The organism is Curvibacter sp. APW13 (assembly GCF_032337135.1).
Taxonomy (GTDB): domain Bacteria; phylum Pseudomonadota; class Gammaproteobacteria; order Burkholderiales; family Burkholderiaceae_C; genus Allorhodoferax.
In genome coordinates this window covers 414,142-434,659 of sequence record NZ_JAVXZZ010000003.1, presented here as the reverse complement: position 1 = coordinate 434,659, position 20,518 = coordinate 414,142, and the positions used below count along the sequence as shown (strand labels likewise).

The following is a 20,518-nucleotide window of genomic DNA, read 5'->3' as shown; positions in this document are numbered from 1 at the left end:
GCACTGTGTGCGGCCTTTTCTGCGAACGTGGAGTGCGCTTAGTTGCGGGTCTGGTCCACCAGCTTGTTCTTGGCAATCCAGGGCATCATGGCGCGCAACTGGGCACCGACCTTCTCGATCGAGTGCTCTGCATTCAGGCGACGACGGGCCGTCATGCTCGGGTAATTGGTGCGGCCTTCCAGGATGAACATCTTGGCGTACTCACCGGTCTGGATGCGCTTCAAGGCATTGCGCATGGCTTCGCGCGACTTGTCGTTGATGACTTCGGTACCGGTCACGTACTCTCCATATTCCGCATTGTTGGAAATGGAGTAGTTCATGTTGGCGATGCCGCCTTCGTACATCAGGTCAACGATCAGCTTGAGCTCGTGCAGGCACTCGAAGTAGGCCATTTCGGGGGCGTAACCGGCTTCGGTCAGGGTCTCGAAGCCCATCTTCACGAGTTCGACTGCGCCACCGCACAGCACGGCTTGCTCGCCGAACAGGTCGGTCTCGGTTTCTTCCTTGAAGTTGGTCTCGATGATGCCGCCCTTGCCGCCACCGTTGGCCATGGCGTAGGACAGGGCCAGGTCACGGGCCTTGCCGGACTTGTCCTGGTACACAGCGATCAGGGAAGGCACGCCGCCGCCCTTGAGGTACTCGGAACGTACGGTGTGGCCAGGGCCCTTGGGGGCAACCATGATCACGTCCAGATCGGCACGGGGAACCACCTGGTTGTAATGCACGTTGAAGCCGTGGGCGAACGCCAGGGTGGCACCCTGTTTCATGTTGGGCGCCACGTTGTTGTTGTATACCTCAGGGATGTTCTCGTCGGGCAACAGGATCATGACCAGATCAGCGGCCTTCACGGCATCGTTTACTTCCATCACGTTCAGACCAGCCTTGGCCACCTTGTCCCAAGATGCGCCACCCTTGCGCAGGCCGACCACGACCTTGACGCCAGAGTCGTTCAGGTTCTGGGCGTGGGCATGGCCTTGGCTGCCGTAGCCGATGATGGCAACGGTTTTGCCCTTGATCAGGCTCAGATCACAATCCTTGTCGTAAAAAACTTTCATTTCTTTCTCCGATTAAATGTTGGCGATGGCGCCCGGTTTTTGCTTAGACCCTGGCTCAGGACGACCGGTAGGAACTTGTCGCCACAAATCCACATGCGCCGAGCCAGAAAAAAGGCGCATGCAAAACTCTTCTGCTAGACCCGCAGCACCCGCTCGCCGCGGCCAATGCCGCTGGAGCCGGTGCGCACGGTCTCAAGGATACTGGTGCGGTCAATCGCCTCCAGGAACGCATCGTTCTTGGATTGGTCGCCCGTCAGCTCGATGGTGTAGCTCTTCTCCGTCACATCGATGATGCGACCACGGAAGATGTCCGCCATGCGCTTCATTTCCTCACGCTCCTTGCCGACCGCGCGCACCTTCACCATCATGAGCTCGCGCTCGATGTAGGAACCTTCGGTCAGGTCGACCACCTTGACCACTTCGATCAGGCGGTTGAGGTGCTTGGTGATCTGCTCGATGACGTCATCCGAACCGGTGGTCTGGATGGTCATGCGCGACAGGCTCGCGTCTTCGGTTGGTGCTACCGTCAGCGACTCGATGTTGTATCCACGGGCTGAAAACAGGGCCACGACCCGAGACAGGGCCCCAGGTTCGTTTTCCAGCAGGACGGCAATGATGTGTTTCATGATGTCGATTCCTCTTTTCGCTGCCCTCCCCCGGTGGCGGTAACCGCCGGGCTTGGCAGGCAATAGATTGGTCTTCTGATTGGTGTCTGCGCCCTGGTCGAACCGGATCGAACGAGGCGCAGGCTTTGGGTTACAGGTCTTCCGACCCCAGCAGCATTTCGGTGATGCCCTTGCCGGCCTGCACCATCGGGAACACGTTCTCTGTGGGATCCGTGCGGAAGTCCATGAATACAGTGCGGTCCTTCAACTTGCGTGCTTCGCGCAGCGCTGGCTCCACGTCCTGCGGGCGCTCGATGAGCATGCCGACATGGCCATAGGCTTCTGCGAGTTTCACGAAATTGGGCAAGGCATCCATGTAGCTGTGGCTATAACGGCCCGAGTACTCAATTTCCTGCCACTGGCGCACCATCCCGAGGTAGCGGTTGTTCAGCGCCAGCACCTTGATCGGCGTGTTGTACTGCAGGCAAGTCGACAGCTCCTGGATGCACATCTGCACGGAACCCTCGCCGGTCACGCAGAACACTTCGCTTTCTGGTTTGGCGAGCTTGATGCCCATCGCATAGGGAATACCCACGCCCATGGTCCCCAGGCCACCGGAATTGATCCAGCGACGCGGTTCATCAAACTTGTAGTACTGGGCCGCCCACATCTGGTGCTGTCCCACATCCGAGGTAACGTAGGTATCGGTGCCCTTGGTCATGTTCCACAGGGTTTCGATTACCGCCTGCGGCTTGATGACATCGCCCTTGCCCAAATCATAGTTCAGGCATTTCTGCCCACGCCAGCCTTCAATGGTTTCCCACCATGACGACAGCGCACCCGAGTCCGGCTTGCCGCCGGTTTCGCGGATCATTCCGATCATCTCGGTCAGCACGTCCTTGACGTCGCCAACGATCGGAATATCGACCTTCACGCGCTTGGAAATGCTCGACGGGTCGATGTCGATGTGGATGATCTTGCGCTCGTTCTGCGCGAAGTGCTTGGGGTTGCCGATCACGCGGTCATCGAAGCGCGCCCCCACGGCCAGCAGGACGTCACAGTTCTGCATGGTGTTGTTGGCTTCCACGGTACCGTGCATACCCAGCATACCCAGGAACTTGCGGTCGCTGGCCGGATAGGCGCCCAAGCCCATCAAAGTATTGGTCACCGGGTAGCCCAGCATGTCGACCAGGGTACGCAGTTCCTGCGTTGCATTGCTCAGCAAGACGCCGCCACCGGTGTAGATGTAGGGGCGCTTGGCGCTCAACAGCAACTGCAAGGCCTTGCGGATCTGCCCACCGTGACCTTTGCGCACCGGGTTGTACGAGCGCATTTCCACCGTGGCCGGGTAACCCGAATAAGGGACCTTCTTGAAGGACACATCCTTAGGAATGTCGACCACCACCGGACCGGGACGACCGCTGCGCGCGATGTGGAAGGCCTTCTTCATCGTCATTGCCAGGTCGTTGGCGTCCTTGACGAGGAAATTGTGCTTCACGATGGGGCGCGTGATGCCGACGGTGTCGCACTCCTGGAAGGCGTCCAGACCGATGGCGTGTGTGGGCACCTGTCCGGTGATCACCACCAGGGGGATGCTGTCCATGTAGGCAGTAGCGATACCAGTCACCGCATTGGTCACGCCCGGGCCCGACGTCACCAGAGCCACCCCCACGTCGCCGGTTGCGCGGGCGTAGCCGTCAGCCGCATGCACGGCCGCTTGCTCGTGCCGAACCAGGACGTGCTGGATGGTGTCTTGTTTGTAGAAGGCGTCGTAGATGTGCAGCACCGAGCCGCCAGGATAGCCCCAGACGTACTTCACATTTTCGGCCTGCAGCGCCTTGACGAGGATCTCGGCACCACGCAGTTCGTGGGTACCGGCGGAATGTGGGTTCTTGGAACCGATGGATGCCATAGCGGCAGAAGAAATTTCCATGATCAACCTTTGTGAATTTCTCTAACGAAAAACCTTGGGTGCCCCTTCGCAAACACTTGTGGCGTTGCGTCAGGACTTGAGGCCAAAACCATGAGCGCATTGAATCCGCGCCGAGCAGTGACCCGTTTGCCTTTTGATGATGCAGCCCACATTATGACATTGTCTTGCGCACCCAAGCCCGTGCATCCGCTCGTCAGTGCGATAATTCAGGCCAGACTGACATAGAAACCGGCCACGATGGCCTCTGGCAACTCCGCAATTGGCCACCGAACGCGAACTCAACGATTTTCTCAAGGATGTGGAAAAACGCGCCTTCAAGCGCGCGCTTTACCACGTCCGCAATGAGGAAGCGGCCCTGGACATCGTCCAGGACAGCATGATGAAGCTGTCCATCCATTACGGTGACAAGACGACGGTCGAATTGCAACCGTTGTTTCAACGCATCCTGTCCAACACCATTCTGGACTGGTTCCGCCGACAGAAGACTCACAACGCAGTCATCAGCAACTTCAGCGACATCGAGGCCGGTGCCGACAACGACGGAGACTTCGACTTGCTGGAAAGCCTCCTGTCGGCCGATGGTCAGGACCATGCGGAACATGGCGAAACAAGCCTCGAACGCCGACAGGTGCTGACCGCGATCGAAAAAGAAATCGAAGTGCTGCCTGAGCGTCAACGCGAAGCGTTCTTGTTGCGTTATTGGGAAGATATGGACGTCGCCGAGACCGCCCAGGCCATGGGCTGCACAGCAGGCAGCGTCAAAACGCACTGTTTTCGTGCAGTTCAGGCATTGGCAAAGGCCTTGAGTGCAAAGGGGATACGACTATGAAACATACAACCGTCGCTACGCGACAACTGCTGACGGACCACTTTGGCAAGCGCATCGCTGCCCAGTTGGACCACTCTGTTGCCTCGGTGCACCCCGACATTGCCGAGCGCCTGCGCATTGCACGTCAGTTGGCATTGGCCCGTCGGCGCATCGTCATATTGCAGAGCACCGCGGCGATGCACACCCAAGCCGGAACCGGACAGTTGGCCTGGGGTGGCGGCTGGAAGACACGGCTGGCGTCCGTCTTGTCACTGCTGGCGCTGCTGGGCGGACTGCTGACCATTTCGGAGTTGGGGGACGAACAACGCGCTCACGAGTTGGCTGACGTCGACACCGAACTTCTGGCGGACGAACTTCCACCAGCCGCCTATGTGGATCCCGGTTTTGCTCGCTTTCTGCAGTTGAAGGAACGCAATTGACGCTGTTCCCGCTGTTCCTCGCGTGTGTATGATGGGTCACGCTATGCCCGCTGGCTTCTTGTTGCGCCCTACATTGCCCATTCTGTTAGGCCTGACGCTCTGCGTTAGCCTGGAGGTGGCGGCGCAGAGCCCCGACAGCTCGGTGGCGGGAGGAGCGACGGCCCGCACTGCACTGCCCGCCATCGGTGCGCCCCGATGGGATGAACTGACGCCCCCGCAGCAATCTGCCCTGGCGCCATTGCAGCCGCGTTGGAATGAGCTCGGTGAAGGGCATCGACGCAAATGGATTGCCATCGTCAAGAATTTCGCGAGCCTTTCGAGCGTGGATCAGCAGAAAGTGCAAGAGCGCATGGCATCTTGGGCTTCACTCGACGCAGCACAGCGCGAACGGGCTCGGGAGAACTTCGCCAACTCAAAGCTGGCGCCACCGGCCAACAAGGCCGGCACTTGGGAAGAGTACCTGGCGTTACCGACAGAGGAGCGCGAGAAACTGGCCGCACAGGCAGGCAAAAAGCGCCCCAGTGCGGCAAAGAACCCGAAACCCAACCCTGTGACCAGTCCAGCCTTGCTGCATGCGCCGCAAGCGGCCGTCGGGACCCCATGGAGTCAGGCGCAGCAATTGCGAGGAAACCTGAGAGATTGGCTGGACCCCAACACCCTGCTCCCCATCGCACCGACTCCTTGACGCAGTGATTTCGGCCCAATCGAACTCAGCGCCTGTCGCACCCAGTCTCGCCCGCCGCTTGGCGGCCATGGTCTATGAGGGCCTGCTGTTGACAGGAGTGCTGTTCGCAACCGCTCTTCCCTTTGGCGTGTTGACGCATACCCATAACGCACTGGACAATCGCCACGCCCTGCAGGCGGTTCTCTTTCTGATCATCGGCCTTTACTTCATCTGGTTCTGGTCCAAGGGTCAGACATTGGCGATGAAGACTTGGCACCTGCACCTACAGCAAGGCAGCGGGCAACTACCGACCCGGACCAGGGCAGCGGTGCGCTACCTGCTTTGCTGGGTATGGGTACTGCCTCCGGCCATACTGGCATGGGCACTCTCCTTCACGCCGTCTGCGCTTGGCCTGTCTTGGGCTGTCTGGTTCGTTGCCTGGTACGGGGTTGCTCAACTGCGCACGGATAAGCAGTGCTGGCACGACGTGGCCTGCGGCACACGACTGGTCTACATCGCCCCGGCACAATCGCCGTCGTCCTCGAAACCCAAAACTGCCCGACGGTGACTCCCATGCAGGATGAAGAGGTTGGCGCCCAAAAGCAACGTACCGGGCTGATTCGCTGGTGGCACGCGACCCGCTACTCTCTGGACGGATTGAAGGCTGGCTGGCATGAAACCGCGTTTCGACAAGAAGCCCTGGCCTGCGTGATCCTCGCGCCAACGGCAATGTGGCTGGGAAGCACCTGGGTCGAACGATCGCTTCTCTTGGGTAGCGTTCTGGCCGTACTTGTCGTCGAGTTGCTGAACACCGCACTCGAGTCAACCGTGGACCGATTCGGCAGTGAATGGCACGCACTGGCCAAGCGCGCCAAAGACATGGGCAGCGCAGCTGTCCTACTGACACTGCTCTGGTGCACGGTCACCTGGGTGGACGCCGTCTCCGCCTGGCTAGGCTCGCGCTAAGTGCCCGCAGCGTGGTGCCTTGAATGTAGCCTTCCCAGAAGACTCCCAGGACACTCTGCGATCAGATCGCCGACTCGTCTTGCTCTCCGGTACGAATGCGCACCACACGCTCAACAGCGGTCACGAAAATCTTGCCATCACCAATCTTCCCGGTATGCGCCGCCTTCACGATGGCATCCACGCAACGGTCAACGTCATCCGTCTTTACAACGACTTCGACCTTGACCTTGGGCAGGAAGTCGACCACGTACTCGGCTCCGCGGTACAGCTCGGTATGACCTTTCTGACGTCCAAAACCCTTGACTTCGGTCACCGTGAGACCCGTCACCCCACATTCGGCCAACGCTTCACGAACTTCTTCCAGCTTGAATGGTTTGACAATGGCCGTAATCTGTTTCATGGGTATTCCTCGAAAATAACTGGTGTTCCGTCCTAAACCACATCGGCTCAGGCACGAAAGCGATTGGTAATAGGATAACGCCAATCCTTGCCAAAACTTCGGTGGGTGACTCGAATTCCCACTGGAGCTTGTCGGCGCTTGTACTCGTTGATTTTGATCAGGCGAGTAACTTTCTCGACATCTGCGGGCGCAAAACCCTGCGCTACCAAGGCATCGATACCCTGGTCTTGTTCCATATACCGCTCCAAAATGGCGTCCAGGACTTCATATGGTGGAAGACTGTCCTGGTCCTTCTGGTCTGGCCGCAGTTCTGCGCTGGGGGGCCGGACGATAATGCGCTCGGGGATCGGATTGCGGCCTCGCCCATAGGGATCATGAGCGTTGCGCCAGCGGGCTAGGCGGAACACGGTGGTCTTGACCAAATCCTTGATCACAGCGAAGCCCCCTGCCATGTCACCATACAAGGTGCAGTAACCGGTAGCCATTTCCGACTTGTTGCCGGTTGTGAGCACGATCGAGCCGAACTTGTTGCTCAACGCCATCAACATGGTTCCACGAATCCGCGCCTGCAGGTTCTCTTCAGTCGCATCTTCGCCACGCCCCTCAAACAAGGGCATCAAAGACTGCTTGAAGGCTTCGAACTCAGGCAAGATCGAAATTTCGTCGTAGCGTACCCGTAGGCGGGACGCCATGTCGCGGGCGTCAATCCAGCTGATGTCTGCGGTGTAAGGCGAAGGCATCATCACGGCGCGCACCCGCTCCGCCCCTAATGCGTCGACGGCAATCGCCAGCACCAACGCCGAATCAATGCCTCCGGACAGACCAATCAAAACTCCGGGGAAACCGTTCTTGCCCACGTAGTCGCGCACACCAAGGACCAATGCGTCCCAAAGATCCGCGTCAGCGTCGGCCTGAGGCTCGACGACGCCCCGAACAACCCACCCATTTGCGGCACTCCTGGACAGAGCGACATCGAAGTCGCATTCACGGAAACCCACCGCTCGCGCTACCGTCGCGCCCTGGGCATCCAGCGCAAAGGAGCGACCTTCAAAAACCACCTCATCCTGCCCCCCCACCAGGTGGGCATAGACGAGCGGCAGACCGGTCGCTTTCACCCGCTCACGCATGGCCGCCTCCCGCTCGCCCCCTTTGCCAACATGGAATGGAGACGCATTGATGACCGCCAGCAGTTCCGCACCTGCCGCCAACGACTCATTCGCGGGATAGTCATGCCAGGCGTCCTCACAGATGAGAAGGCCAACCCGCATCCGATGCTCACCAGTACCCGCTTCAAACACACAAGGCGCATCTCCGCCAACAAAATAACGACGTTCGTCGAATACCTGGTAATTGGGCAGCTCTCGCTTGGCGTAGCGGTGCGCAATTTGTCCGCCACGCAGCACGCTGGCAGCATTGAAGCGTCGGGACCGCGTGACCGAGCGTGAACGATCATCGCCGCCCACAGGATGTCCTACCACCACCGTGAGCCCATCAAACTCTGCCAACTGCACTGCCAGACGTTCTACAGCGTCGACACATGCGGCCACAAAACCCGGCCGCAAGAACAAGTCTTCCGCAGCATAGCCACAGATCGACAACTCAGGCGTCAAGAGCAGATCGATGCCATCCGCATGGGCGATGCGCGCAGCATCAAGAATCTTTGCCGCATTGCCCGACAGATCGCCGACAACAAAGTTCAGTTGTGCGGTTCGAATTCGCAAACTCATCATGGATCCCAAAAAAACAGCCCTCATGTTGCCACGTCTGAGCCGCTAGCATCGCACGGCCTGGCGAGAAAGCAAAACGCCGTTCAGCCCAACAGGCTGAACGGCGACTCTCGTGGAGGATATCGAAACAAGGCTTACTTGTTGGCGGCTTCGTAGGCAGCGATTCCGTCCAGGATCTCCTTGTGGGCAGACTCAGGGCCTTCCCAGCCCAGCACCTTGACCCACTTTCCAGGCTCCAGATCCTTGTAGTGCTCGAAGAAATGCGCGATGGTCTTGAGACGAATCGGGCTCAGATCTTCCGGCTTTTGCCAGCGCGAATAGAGCGAAAGGATCTTGGTGGTCGGAACGGCCAGCACTTTGGCGTCCTGACCCGCTTCGTCTTCCATCTTCAGGATACCTACAGCGCGACAGGGAACCACGACACCGGGGATCAGCGGCACCGGTGTAACCACCAGGACGTCCACCGGATCGCCGTCACCCGAAATGGTCTTCGGCACATAGCCATAGTTTGTGGGGTAGTGCATGGCCGTGCTCATGAATCGGTCCACGAAAATGGCACCGGTGGCCTTGTCCACTTCGTACTTGACGGGATCGGCATTCATCGGAATCTCGATGATGACGTTGAACGATTCAGGGACGTTGTTTCCGGGGGTGACGTTGTCAAGGGACATGGCTTAGAAAAATTGAAGTAAATCAAACGGATAAGGATTAACCCTGATTTTACTTACTTCGCTCTTGCGCAGGCCCTCACGTGCAAATTTTCCGGGTACAGTGAAACGGTTGGCCAATCGTGCAACTGCTCCGCTTTGTTGAAGGGTCGCGCACGAGGAAGCAACGCCATGGGGAGTGACCCGGCGTTGCTCCCTCTCTAGCGAACCAACATTCGAGGAGTGAATTTATATGTCAGGCAACTCGGCGCTGATTCTGGCGCTCGTTTGTGGCTTCATTGCCGTCGCGTACGGTTTCTGGGCCCGCAGTTGGATTCTTTCCCAGGACGCGGGCAACGCCCGCATGCAAGAAATCGCAGCAGCCATCCAAACCGGGGCAGCGGCCTATCTCGCGCGCCAGTACAAGACCATCGCCATCGTGGGTGTCATTCTGGCCGTACTCATCGGGCTGTTCCTCGACCCACTTAGTGCGGTCGGGTTCGCGATCGGCGCGGCCCTGTCAGGAGCATGTGGCTTTATTGGCATGAACGTGTCTGTGCGGGCCAACGTGCGGACCGCGCAAGCCGCAACCAAGGGTATTGGCCCAGCGTTGGACGTCGCCTTTCGAGGCGGCGCCATCACAGGCATGCTGGTAGTGGGACTGGGACTCATAGGCGTCTCGGCGTTCTACTGGTTCCTGGTTCCGAATGGAGAGGTTTCCGCCGCCAAGCTCAATCCTTTGATTGGCTTTGCATTCGGCTCGTCGCTGATTTCGATCTTTGCCCGTCTGGGTGGTGGCATCTTCACCAAGGGTGCGGACGTAGGGGCCGATCTGGTCGGTAAAGTGGAAGCAGGCATTCCCGAAGACGACCCGCGCAACCCCGCAGTAATTGCCGACAACGTGGGCGATAACGTAGGGGACTGCGCCGGCATGGCTGCCGACCTGTTCGAAACCTACGCTGTGACCTTGATCGCCACGATGGTACTGGGGGCGCTCATGGTCTCTGCCGGCGGTACCAATGCGGTGCTGTACCCGCTGGCGCTCGGTGGTGTCTCGATCGTCGCTTCCATCATCGGCTGCTTCTTCGTGAAGGCCACGCCGGACATGAAGAACGTCATGCCTGCCTTGTACAAGGGGCTGGCAGTGGCCGGCGTTCTGTCGCTCATTGCGTTTTACTTTGTCACGCAACAGCTGTTTCCGGCATCCATTGCACTAGCTGATGGTCGCAGCATCGGCGCCGGGGCATTGTTTGCATCCTGCACCGTCGGCCTCGTACTGACAGGGCTGCTGGTCTGGATCACCGAATACTACACGGGCACCCAATACAAGCCTGTACAACACATCGCCGAAGCGTCTACCACTGGTCACGGCACGAACATCATCGCGGGATTGGGCGTTTCGATGCGCTCGACCGCCTGGCCTGTGATCTTTGTCTGCATCGCCATCTACTGCGCCTACTCACTGGCAGGTCTATACGGCGTGGCGGTAGCTGCCACATCGATGCTGAGCATGGCTGGAATTGTCGTGGCCTTGGATGCCTATGGTCCGATCACCGACAACGCAGGCGGCATTGCCGAGATGTCGGAACTGCCCCCCAGCGTTCGCGACATCACCGACCCACTGGATGCTGTCGGCAACACCACCAAGGCAGTCACCAAAGGCTATGCCATCGGGTCTGCTGGCTTGGCCGCATTGGTGCTCTTTGCCGACTACACCCACAAGCTGGAGGTTTACGGCAAGACCATTACGTTCGACCTCAGCAATCCCATGGTCATCATCGGACTGTTCATCGGCGGTCTGATTCCCTACCTGTTCGGCGCCATGGCCATGGAAGCGGTAGGCCGCGCTGCCGGCTCGGTGGTGGTCGAGGTACGACGCCAGTTCCAGACCATCAAGGGCATCATGGATGGCACAGGCAAACCCGAATATGACACCGCGGTCGATATGCTGACCAGCGCAGCCATCAAGGAGATGATGATCCCATCGTTGCTCCCGGTGGTTGCTCCGATCCTGGTGGGACTGCTGCTCGGCCCCGCCGCTTTGGGTGGCTTGCTGATGGGCACCATCGTGACCGGTCTGTTCGTCGCCATCTCCATGTGTACCGGCGGCGGTGCTTGGGACAACGCCAAGAAGTACATCGAGGACGGCCATTTCGGAGGAAAAGGCTCGGAAGCCCACAAGGCAGCAGTCACCGGCGATACCGTCGGTGACCCCTACAAGGACACCGCAGGCCCCGCCATCAACCCCTTGATCAAGATCATCAACATCGTGGCCCTGCTGATCGTGCCGCTGATGATGAAATTGCACACCGGTTGACCCTTGCCCCCACTGTGCCACAGAGCCCGCCGACCCCGTGCGGGCTCTTTTTTTTCCTCAGCGCCCCCGCCTCACCAACAGGCTCTGCATACGCGACATAATGTGCGTTTGCGACACTGCAGGCGCGACAGCCACCCATGAAAATTCTGGTCATCGACGATCATGTGCTGGTCCGGGAAGGACTGAAACAGGTTCTTCGTACGTTGGAGGACAACGTGGAGGTATTCCTCGTGGGCACCTGCGCCCAAGGATTCAGCGTAGCACTTGAGCACCCTGACTTGGAACTCGTTCTGCTCGACTACCATCTTCCGGACATGAACGGGCTGGATGCCCTTCGCATTTTTTCTCGCAGACATCCAGACATCCCGGTCTTGATCCTTTCGGGGTCATCGAATCCCCAAATCATGCACCAGGTGCTTCAGGCAGGCGCTGCTGGCTACTCGACGAAAACCAGTGTCAGTGAAGAACTGCTTGGCGCTGTACGCTGTGTGCTGGCAGGTGATATCTATATGCCGCCCCCCGCAGCACAGACTTTCGATCAGGACTATCCTGCGCCAGCCACCGCGCCAATGCCCTTGAGTCCCAAGCAGGAGCAGGTGTTGTGCGAATTGCTTGCGGGTCGCTCCAACCCCGATATCGCACGACTCCTGTCGATCTCGGAGGAAACAGTGAAGACCCATATGGCTGCCATCCTGCGCCATTTCAACGTCCAGAACCGAACGCAGGCCGTCGTCGCGGCGACGCGCTGCGGATACCGGGCAACAGCAAAGTCATGAAAGCGGATTCCAACCGCTGGCAAGCCTGATAGTACGAGCCTCAGGATCGAGGTTCTTGCCCCGACTTTTTGCCTACTGCCTGTTCGCGAGCCGCTGCAGTGGCATTGGCCAGGTGACGCACGAGACTACGCAGCTTGGCGGGTCGCACTGGTTTGTGCAACAGCGTCAGGGAGGCAGCCCGCGCTGCCTGCATCAGGTCCGAATCGGTATCGCCGCTGACCACACAGGCGGGCACTGGCCAACCCAGCAATTCGCGTATCTGGGCAATCACATCCAGCCCATTGCTTTCCCCCCCCAATCGGAAGTCGCTGACGACGACATCGACGCTGAAGCCTTGCTGCACTGACATGGTTGCCATGGCAGCGGTAGCCACAGCGCACACCTCGCATCCCCACGACCGCAGCAGTTCTTCCTGCGCTTGACGCGACGTGACATCGTCTTCCACTACCAGCACGCGCACACCTTCGAGCCCTTGGTGCAAGCCCAAGGGCGCATTCGGCAGTGCCTCAACCTCGCGCGATGTGGCCACCACCTGCGGGCTGCACAGTGGAACGATGATGGAAAACCGCGTGCCGCAACCAAGTGCCGATTTCAACTCAACGTCATGGCCCAGCAGACGCGCGCTCCTTTGTACGATGTTCAATCCCAGCCCCAAGCCCTGGGTGCGGTCTCGTGCCGCATTCCCCACCTGGAAGAACTCACGGAAGATATCCTTTTGGTGCTCCGATGCGATGCCAACACCGGAATCCATGACATCGATGCGCACATGGCTGCCGTTGTTGATCTTTCGACAACGAACCAGCACGCTTCCTTGCACGGTGTAACGCAAGGCATTGTGTGCAAGGTTCATCACCATGCGCTGCAGCAACACGGGGTCACTATGGCACCAAAGGGTGGTGGGCCGCACCCGAAGTCGAATACCCTTGTCACGCGCGGAGGCGGTGCTGGAAACACGCACAAAGTCGAAAATGACGTTGATGTTGACGGGACGCACATTGGCCGTCACCGCCCCGGCATCGAGCCGGGACACATCGAGCAGACCATCCAACAGGTTTTGCATGGCCTGCACCGAAGCATCCAAATGCTGAACCAACTGGCGCATCGGAACATCCATCGGGTACTGCGACAAGCGCGCCACGAACAGCCCCAAGGCGTGGATCGGCTGGCGCAGATCATGGCTGGCTGCGGCCAGGAATCGCGATTTGGCCAAAGTGGCGTTCTCCGCCTCTTCCTTCTTCTCACGAAGCTCACTGGTCACGGCCGCAACACGCTGTTCCAATTCTTCACGCCCCCAGGCCAATCTCACGGCCATGTCATTGAGCGCATGATGCAGTTCTATCAACGGCTCACTGTCAGACAGTCCGTGCTGTGGTTGGAAGTCCCCTTGTCCGATGCGCTGAATGCGTCGTGAAATGCTCATGACCGGTCGAACCACACGTTCGCCGAGTTGCAATGCCAACATGCCGCCTACCAGAAGACCAAGAATGCCGACACCAATGGCGACCATCAGAAGGTTCCGTTCCTGATTTCGCAAGGGCTCCATCGATAGCTCGACCACTGCGTACCCCAGAACCTGAACACCAAGGCCGGACTCATCCGAAGTCGACGCATACAGGTCATCCAGCTGCACGTTGCGCGAGGTCACCGCCTCCATGACCGTGTTGATGCCCTGCTCACGCTGTCGCGCCAAATACGTGGGATCCGACAAGTTGGCAAACTGGTGGTATGCACCGGTCCCCGACTGCGCCAGCACCTGCCCGGACGGTGACAGTACCGCCACAAAGCGCACCCCCGGCTCCTTGCGCACCGACATCACGACACCCTGCAAAGCAGTGGCATTGCCGGAGAAGATGCCGTATTCACTGGCCAGAGCCACCTTCTGGACCAACAGACGTGCCTGCTGCTGGTGCGCGCTACCCAGATCCGACACGCGACCAGACCAGAACACACCGACCATGATGACCACAGTCAGGAACACCGGCACCAAGGCGGCGACCAGCATGCGTACCCGAATAGTTGATAGCCTCATGGTTTGCGCTCCAGGCGTCTGAGGCGCTGCGACAAAGCTGCCTCATCCAACGACAAACCCAGCGAGCGCGCCACGTGTTCATTGACACTGAGCGTAAAGTCCACCGGGTATTGGACCGCAGGCACCGTCGCGCCGCGCGCAAGTTGGCGGGCCGTTTCTGCGGTATGGGCGCCGATCTGTGCCGGCGTGGTGTACAGGCCCGCCAGCGCTCCCGCCTTCACATAGGCAGGCGAGAAGGCGAACACGCCCTGCTTGGCACGGTAGCTGGCCATCAGGATGTTGGTGACGGTGCTGCTGTTGTAGACCAAGGGATCGGCAATGGACAGCAGCGCGTCCGACTCCTGTAACACCTGCCGCGTGGCCTCCCCGACACTGGTGGCTTGCGCCACCGTCGCGCCACTTTCCTGCAAGCCGCGTGCGAGCAGCGCCGCCTGCAGGACCGGGCGCAGGGACTGGGAGTCCGGGCCCCAGAGCACCCCCACATGCTTGAGATCGGGAACCACCAACTGCATCAGATCCAGCTGGCGTGAGAACGGCTGGTCCAGATAGATGGCATGCACCGGCCCCGTAGACTTGCGGCCGGGTTCGCGCAGGACCCGCTCAAAGGCAGAACGCGGAATCAAACTGGCCACCACCGGCAAACGGGTGTCGGACGCCAACACCGTACGTAGCGCCGCAGCGCCCAGCGTCACCACAACTTTTGGCGAACGCGCCAATAGTGACTCCAGCCCATTGACCTCGGCAACGTATGAAGCGGCAACCACATGCCCTGCATGTTCCAACTCGCTCTGGATCGCTTCACCGACCGCCGCATAACTCGGAGCGCGTTCGCTGTGCAGGATCGCGAGAACATCGGCATGTGCCGTCAATGCGGCACACCACCAAAACAGCCCCAACCAGCCCGCACGAAAGCGCATCCGCATCGTCAGTACTCGAAACGCAATGAGAACAGCGCACGACGGTCGAACTGGAATTTCCAGTCACCATCCTGGTACGGGTCATTAAGGTTCTGTACCGTCAGTGCCATCTCCCCCTTGGCACCCCTCCAGCGCAGATGCCGGGCCACTCGCAAGTCGGTTCGGTAGAACGAGGAGCGCACGTGGTTTGAACTGCTCGACATCAGGGCTACATCATTGGCATCCGTGTACATCAAAGAGCAATCCCACACGCCAAACGTTTGGGTCAGCATGGCACTTCCACTGGTCTTTGGCGTGCTGTATTCAGTCCGAAAAGCCGCATCATTGCTGATGGAATTGTTGATGGTGATGTCAGTCCGCGTCCATGCCAGCGACAACCGCGTACTGCTACGCGGCTGCCAGGAAACCTGCAGTTCACCGCCGCGCATATCGTAGTTTTCGGAGTTCCAGTAGACATCAGGTGTGGCCAAATCGTGGGAAAGGCCATCGGAGATGTACTCGTGAAACAGGCGCACATCGGCCTGGACCGGCAAGTCATGGGCACCGATGAAGTAGCCCAGCTCCCGCGACAGGACTTTCTCAGATCGCAAATTGGTGTTGGGGGCGCCGGTCTGCAACAGGAACGCGCCAGAGGCATCGAAATACCGACGGTCCTGGTACTTCTCGAACGGACTAGGCTGGCGAAAGGCTGTCGAGACCCCGAAACGCAGGGTATGACCAGGCATCCAGTGCCAGTTGGCCATTAATCGCGGCGAGACCGCGGATACTTCGGAAGGAACGTATTCGTAATGCGCACCGAGGTTCACCACCCAATCCTGCACAGGTCGCCATTCGAGGTTACCGAACATGCGTCGGGCCTGCGAGGAAATGGCACTGCGCTGGTAGAAACTGGACTCCGCCCGCAATTCTTCCTGTCGGACCTCGACGCCCGCGACATAGCGCAAGGTCGGGTTGTACCGCCTGGTGTATTGCAGTCCGAGCACATCATTGTTCTCCGAACCGCTCCAATCAATTTTGACCCCTTGGTAATTGGCCGGCGCCCCTGAATTGAAGTATGGGAAATGATCGTGGTGCTCAAACGCAGTACGCGAAAGCTGGGCCTCAACTTCCTCGTCGGCAGACACCACATAGCGCACCGTTGCCTGAGCGTAGGCAGCATCCATGAAGCGCAAACGCTCGAAATTTCCTGGGCTCTTGCCATCACCGCGGTAGGCGGCCAGATCCACCAGGCCCGCACGAATCGTCATGCCCAGAGCCGAGCTTATATCCAGTTCACTGGCGAAATTCACACGCGACACCCGGTTGTCACCCTTGGCCCCAGCCACCGAACCGGTCTTGCGCAGGCCGGCATCGCCCCGCGTGTCCACACTGATCCGACTGGATGACTGTTCGCCGCGCCAGGCCACATTGCCATACAGGTCGGCCACACCGTTTTCACCCGCCGTCACCCTGGCTGAACCCGCCCCAAAATCCCCAGGGCTACGGGTCACGATGTTCACCACCCCCAGAAACGCCCGCGAGCCATAAGCGGCAGAGTTGGAACCGCGCAGTATTTCGATGCGTTCAATGTCGTCCAAAGCGGTCGACTGGAAGCCCAGACCCACCGAACCCTGCAGGAATGATGAATAGACCGATCGACCATCGACCAACAACTGCAGGCGGTTGGCCCAATCGTCCACCTTCCCATGGTAGTAGGCCATGGGCGCATCGGTCTCAAACGTGGTGCTGGTGACAAATCCTGGAACGAAACGCAACAGATCGACCACATCCCGCGCCCCCGTCATGCGGATGAACTCACGGTCCAGGATGGTCATGGCACCGGGGACCTCATCGAGCCGCTGTGCCAGGCGCGACACCGACAGCACCACGGGCATTTCCGCCAGGAAGTCCTGTTCAGTCAATGCCGATGCGCCAGTCTGGCCTTGCGCCAGGGCCTGCTGCCCACCCAGGATGCAGGCCAGTGCCATCGGAATAACGCGGGGAAACATGGGTGTCTACTCAGTGGGAGGTGTCTATTGTTTGCTTTGTATCAAGGAATTCCCTGGCACTAGTCTACCGGGCTTGGGCACTGCGGTGAAAATATCGTCATGTCCGAGCGATCCACCCCCCGCACCATCCCCATTGCCGCAGGCCAACCCCGCGCGCTGCCCTTGCCGGTGCAGGCGTTTGCGGCACCCGCCGTGGCGGACCGACCGCTGCAGGACCAGCGCCAGCGCCCCTTGCGCGACTTGCGCATCAGTGTCACGGACCGCTGCAACTTCCGCTGCACCTACTGCATGCCCAAGGAAGTGTTCGACAAGGACCACGCCTACCTGCCCCATTCCGCGTTGCTGAGTTTCGAGGAAATCACGCGTCTGGCACGGCGCTTTGTAGACCTGGGTGTGCGCAAGATCCGCCTCACCGGAGGCGAGCCACTGCTGCGCAAGAACATCGAGGCGCTCATCGAACAACTGGCGGCGCTGCGCACACCCGAAGGCGCACCGCTGGACATCACCCTCACCACCAACGGATCGCTGCTGGCGCGCAAGGCCCGCGCCCTGAAGGATGCAGGGCTGAACCGCGTGACGGTGAGCCTGGACGGGCTGGACGACACGGTGTTTCGGGCCATGAACGATGTCGACTTTCCCGTGGAATCGGTGCTCGAAGGCATTGCCGCGGCACGCGATGCCGGTCTGGGGCCGGTCAAGGTCAACATGGTGGTCAAGCGCGGTACCAACGACGACCAGATCCTGCCCATGGCCCGCCACTTCCGCGGCAGCGGCGTGGTGCTGCGTTTCATCGAATTCATGGACGTGGGAGCCACCAATGGCTGGCGAATGGATGACGTGCTGCCCTCGGCCGATGTGATCCGGCGCATCCAGCAGGACATGCCCCTGGTAGCACTGGAAGCCGCGGCTCCCGGTGAAACCGCCCAGCGCTGGGGCTATGCCAACGCCAACGGCCAATGGGACCGCAATGCCGGCGAGGTGGGTGTCATCAGCAGCGTGACGCAGGCCTTCTGCGCCGACTGCAACCGCGCGCGACTGTCCACCGAAGGCCAGCTCTACCTGTGCCTGTTTGCTGGCCAGGGCTACGACCTGCGCAGCCTGCTGCGCGAGGGCCGCAGCGACGAGGAGATTGGCAACGCCCTGTCATGGATCTGGCGCCAGCGCGGTGACCGCTACAGCGAGCTGCGCAGCCTCTCCAGCACGACGGGTAGCCAGCGCCCCCGGGTCGAGATGAGCTACATCGGCGGCTGAACGTGCAGGGCAGCGACACCGCCTCACCGGGCATCACCGCCATTGTGCTGGCGGGGGGACAGGGTTCACGCATGGGCGGGGTCGACAAGGGCCTGCAAGTCTTCCGCGGCCAAGCACTGGCGCGGCACGCAGGCCAACGGCTGCTGCAGGGCGGCGGCGTACAGAGGTTGCTGCTCAGTGCCAACCGCCATACCGAAACCTATGCCCAGTGGGGCTGGCCGGTGCTGCCGGACAGCCTGGCCGGCTACCAGGGCCCATTGGCCGGATTCCTGGCGGGCTGGGCGGCCTGCGACACCGACTACCTGCTGGCGGTACCCTGCGACACCCCCCTCTTCCCGCTGGACCTGGCCCAGCACATGCTGGCCACACTGCAGACCCAAAACGCCCGTGTGGCGCTGGCCTGCGCCCCGGAGTCCGCCAGCCATCCGGAGCTGCGCCGCCAGCCGGCCTTCTGCCTGATGCACCGCAGCGTGGCAGAGGACCTGGCGCAGTTCGTCAACGAGGGGGGGCGCAAGATCGGGGCCTGGGCGCAGCGCCACCCGCTGGCCCTGGTGCCGTTCAACCGCCCGCAGGACCCGCCCTGGGCCTTCACCAACATCAACACGCTGGCCGACTTGAACGGGCTGCAACACCTGACCGACACCAACGCACCATGAACTCGATTGCCGACATCGCTGCCCGCTTGCAGGGCTACGACCCCGACGCCCTGCATGCAGACAAGGTGCGCGAATTCCTCGACACGCTGGTCGAGCCCGTGACCCAGACCGAAGAGCTTCCGATCCTTGCCGCCCTGGGCCGGGTACTGGCACACGACGTGGTGTCACCCATCAGCGTGCCTCCGCATGACAACTCCGCCATGGATGGCTATGCCTTCGACGGTGCAGCACTGCAACCCGGCGAACCCCTGCGGCTGCGGGTGGTGGGCACCGCTCTGGCTGGCAAGGCCTGGAGCGGCACGGTGGGCGCTGGCGAATGCGTGCGCATCATGACCGGTGCCATCCTGCCCGCCGGGCTGGACACCGTGGTTCCGCAAGAGTTCACCTCCATGGAGGGCGACGCAGTAGTCGTGCCCGCCGGTGTGGTGCAGCGCGGCGACAACCGCCGCCTGATGGGCGAGGACCTGCGCCAAGGTTACCCGGCGCTACAGAAAGGCGAGCTGATCACGCCCGCTGCGCAAGGGCTGGTGGCCAGTTTGGGGCTTGGCACCGTACACGTCACCCGGCGCCTGCGGGTGGCCTACTTCTCCACCGGCGATGAGATCCTGAGCATTGGTCAACCCCCGCGGGAAGGCGCGGTATACGACAGCAACCGCTACACCGTGCTGGGCATGCTCACGCGCCTGGGATGCGAGGTGCTGGACCTGGGCGTGGTGCGCGACGACCCGCTCCTGCTGGAACAGGCCTTCACCCAGGCCGCGGCACAGAGCGACGTGGTCATCACCAGTGGCGGGGTCAGCGTGGGCGAGGCGGATTTCACCAAGGCCATGATGCGCCAGCTCGGCGACGTGGCTTTCTGGAAGATTGCCATGCGCCCGGGCCGCCCCATGGCCGTCGGCCGCATTGCAGCAAGCAAATCGACCTCCAGCCCGCATAAGGATTGCGTAGACAGCTACGAAAATGGTAGCAATAGCCAGCAACGCAGTGCCCTGCTCTTCGGCCTGCCCGGCAACCCGGTAGCCGTGATGGTGACCTTTCTGGCCTTCGTGCGCCCAGCGCTGCTGCGCATGATGGGCGCGCGGACCACGGCACCGCTGCTGCTGCAGGCCCACAGCACGGAGGCGCTGCGCAAGAAGCCGGGGCGTACCGAATACCAGCGCGGCGTGGTCAGCCTGGGGGCTGACGGCCGCCTGCAGGTACGCACCACCGGCAACCAGGGTTCGGGCGTGCTCAGCTCCATGGTCCAAGCCAACGGCCTGATCGTGCTGTCCCACACCCAGGGCAACGTGGTGGCCGGCGACCTGGTTTCGGTGCTGATGCTCGACGCGGTGTTGTAGGC

At 60.5% G+C, this 20,518-nt stretch carries 19 protein-coding genes; 10 read left to right on the top strand and 9 right to left on the bottom strand.

Annotated features, from left to right (window positions below; translation table 11 throughout):
* Window positions 1-38: 38 nt before the first annotated feature.
* From ilvC to RQP54_RS15340, 3 genes are all read right to left on the bottom strand, one after another.
* The gene (ilvC, locus tag RQP54_RS15350) at window positions 39-1,055 is read right to left on the bottom strand and encodes a ketol-acid reductoisomerase (RefSeq protein ID WP_315679259.1); all 1,017 of its coding nucleotides are present in this window, start codon (window positions 1,053-1,055) and stop codon (window positions 39-41) included.
* A 134-nt stretch (window positions 1,056-1,189) separates the two neighbouring features.
* Window positions 1,190-1,681: an acetolactate synthase small subunit gene (gene ilvN / locus RQP54_RS15345; RefSeq protein ID WP_315679258.1), complete on the bottom strand. Its 492-nt coding sequence runs from the start codon at window positions 1,679-1,681 to the stop codon at window positions 1,190-1,192.
* 130 nt (window positions 1,682-1,811) lie between these two features.
* Window positions 1,812-3,593: an acetolactate synthase 3 catalytic subunit gene (locus tag RQP54_RS15340; protein ID WP_315679256.1), complete on the bottom strand. Its 1,782-nt coding sequence runs from the start codon at window positions 3,591-3,593 to the stop codon at window positions 1,812-1,814.
* Window positions 3,594-3,852: 259 nt separating this feature from the next.
* Between RQP54_RS15340 and RQP54_RS15335 the strand changes: the two genes are divergently transcribed.
* The 5 genes from RQP54_RS15335 to RQP54_RS15315 all read left to right on the top strand — a co-directional run bounded on the left by RQP54_RS15335 (window position 3,853) and on the right by RQP54_RS15315 (window position 6,471).
* Window positions 3,853-4,422, top strand: a complete 570-nt coding sequence (locus RQP54_RS15335) for an RNA polymerase sigma factor (RefSeq protein WP_315679254.1) — start codon at window positions 3,853-3,855, stop codon at window positions 4,420-4,422.
* Window positions 4,419-4,841: a DUF3619 family protein gene (locus tag RQP54_RS15330; protein WP_315679253.1), complete on the top strand. Its 423-nt coding sequence runs from the start codon at window positions 4,419-4,421 to the stop codon at window positions 4,839-4,841. Before RQP54_RS15335 ends, RQP54_RS15330 begins: the two co-directional genes overlap by 4 nt.
* A 73-nt stretch (window positions 4,842-4,914) precedes the next feature.
* Window positions 4,915-5,526 carry a DUF3106 domain-containing protein gene (locus RQP54_RS15325; protein WP_315679252.1) on the top strand — a complete coding sequence of 204 codons (612 nt, stop codon included), beginning with the start codon at window positions 4,915-4,917 and terminating at the stop codon, window positions 5,524-5,526.
* 4 nt (window positions 5,527-5,530) lie between these two features.
* Window positions 5,531-6,073 carry an RDD family protein gene (locus RQP54_RS15320; RefSeq protein WP_315679251.1) on the top strand — a complete coding sequence of 181 codons (543 nt, stop codon included), beginning with the start codon at window positions 5,531-5,533 and terminating at the stop codon, window positions 6,071-6,073.
* 5 nt (window positions 6,074-6,078) lie between these two features.
* Complete coding sequence (locus tag RQP54_RS15315; protein WP_315679250.1) at window positions 6,079-6,471, top strand: diacylglycerol kinase; 393 nt, start codon at window positions 6,079-6,081, stop codon at window positions 6,469-6,471.
* Window positions 6,472-6,532: 61 nt separating this feature from the next.
* Here RQP54_RS15315 and RQP54_RS15310 read toward each other — a convergent pair whose 3' ends face one another.
* From RQP54_RS15310 to ppa, 3 genes are all read right to left on the bottom strand, one after another.
* The gene (locus RQP54_RS15310; protein ID WP_304745284.1) at window positions 6,533-6,871 is read right to left on the bottom strand and encodes a P-II family nitrogen regulator; all 339 of its coding nucleotides are present in this window, start codon (window positions 6,869-6,871) and stop codon (window positions 6,533-6,535) included.
* A gap of 47 nt (window positions 6,872-6,918) precedes the next feature.
* On the bottom strand, window positions 6,919-8,598 hold the full coding sequence (locus RQP54_RS15305; protein WP_315679248.1) for an NAD+ synthase: 1,680 nt from the start codon (window positions 8,596-8,598) through the stop codon (window positions 6,919-6,921).
* Between the two features lie 134 nt (window positions 8,599-8,732).
* Window positions 8,733-9,269: an inorganic diphosphatase gene (gene ppa / locus RQP54_RS15300; RefSeq protein ID WP_315679247.1), complete on the bottom strand. Its 537-nt coding sequence runs from the start codon at window positions 9,267-9,269 to the stop codon at window positions 8,733-8,735.
* A gap of 229 nt (window positions 9,270-9,498) precedes the next feature.
* Between ppa and RQP54_RS15295 the strand changes: the two genes are divergently transcribed.
* Both RQP54_RS15295 and RQP54_RS15290 read left to right on the top strand, forming a co-directional pair.
* On the top strand, window positions 9,499-11,562 hold the full coding sequence (locus tag RQP54_RS15295; protein ID WP_315679246.1) for a sodium-translocating pyrophosphatase: 2,064 nt from the start codon (window positions 9,499-9,501) through the stop codon (window positions 11,560-11,562).
* 137 nt (window positions 11,563-11,699) lie between these two features.
* The gene (locus RQP54_RS15290; RefSeq protein WP_315679245.1) at window positions 11,700-12,338 is read left to right on the top strand and encodes a response regulator transcription factor; all 639 of its coding nucleotides are present in this window, start codon (window positions 11,700-11,702) and stop codon (window positions 12,336-12,338) included.
* A 40-nt stretch (window positions 12,339-12,378) separates the two neighbouring features.
* Here the strand turns inward: RQP54_RS15290 and RQP54_RS15285 are convergent, their stop codons facing one another.
* The 3 genes from RQP54_RS15285 to RQP54_RS15275 are packed head-to-tail and all read right to left on the bottom strand — an operon-like array spanning window position 12,379 to window position 17,272.
* Window positions 12,379-14,367: an ATP-binding protein gene (locus tag RQP54_RS15285; RefSeq protein ID WP_315679244.1), complete on the bottom strand. Its 1,989-nt coding sequence runs from the start codon at window positions 14,365-14,367 to the stop codon at window positions 12,379-12,381.
* Window positions 14,364-15,284, bottom strand: coding sequence for an ABC transporter substrate-binding protein (locus tag RQP54_RS15280; protein WP_315679243.1), 921 nt, complete (start codon window positions 15,282-15,284; stop codon window positions 14,364-14,366). The genes RQP54_RS15285 and RQP54_RS15280 overlap by 4 nt, the downstream gene beginning before the upstream one ends.
* A gap of 8 nt (window positions 15,285-15,292) precedes the next feature.
* Complete coding sequence (locus tag RQP54_RS15275) at window positions 15,293-17,272, bottom strand: TonB-dependent receptor plug domain-containing protein (RefSeq protein ID WP_315679242.1); 1,980 nt, start codon at window positions 17,270-17,272, stop codon at window positions 15,293-15,295.
* 99 nt (window positions 17,273-17,371) lie between these two features.
* Here RQP54_RS15275 and moaA point away from each other — a divergent pair, with 99 nt between their 5' ends.
* From moaA to glp, 3 genes are read left to right on the top strand one after another with little or no spacing between them, the layout of a single operon-like run.
* Entirely contained in the window at window positions 17,372-18,523 is a 1,152-nt protein-coding gene (gene moaA / locus RQP54_RS15270; RefSeq protein ID WP_315679241.1) for a GTP 3',8-cyclase MoaA, read from the top strand.
* Between the two features lie 2 nt (window positions 18,524-18,525).
* On the top strand, window positions 18,526-19,179 hold the full coding sequence (gene mobA, locus RQP54_RS15265; RefSeq protein ID WP_315679240.1) for a molybdenum cofactor guanylyltransferase MobA: 654 nt from the start codon (window positions 18,526-18,528) through the stop codon (window positions 19,177-19,179).
* Entirely contained in the window at window positions 19,176-20,516 is a 1,341-nt protein-coding gene (gene glp, locus RQP54_RS15260) for a gephyrin-like molybdotransferase Glp (protein ID WP_315679239.1), read from the top strand. The genes mobA and glp overlap by 4 nt, the downstream gene beginning before the upstream one ends.
* Window positions 20,517-20,518 lie beyond the last annotated feature (2 nt).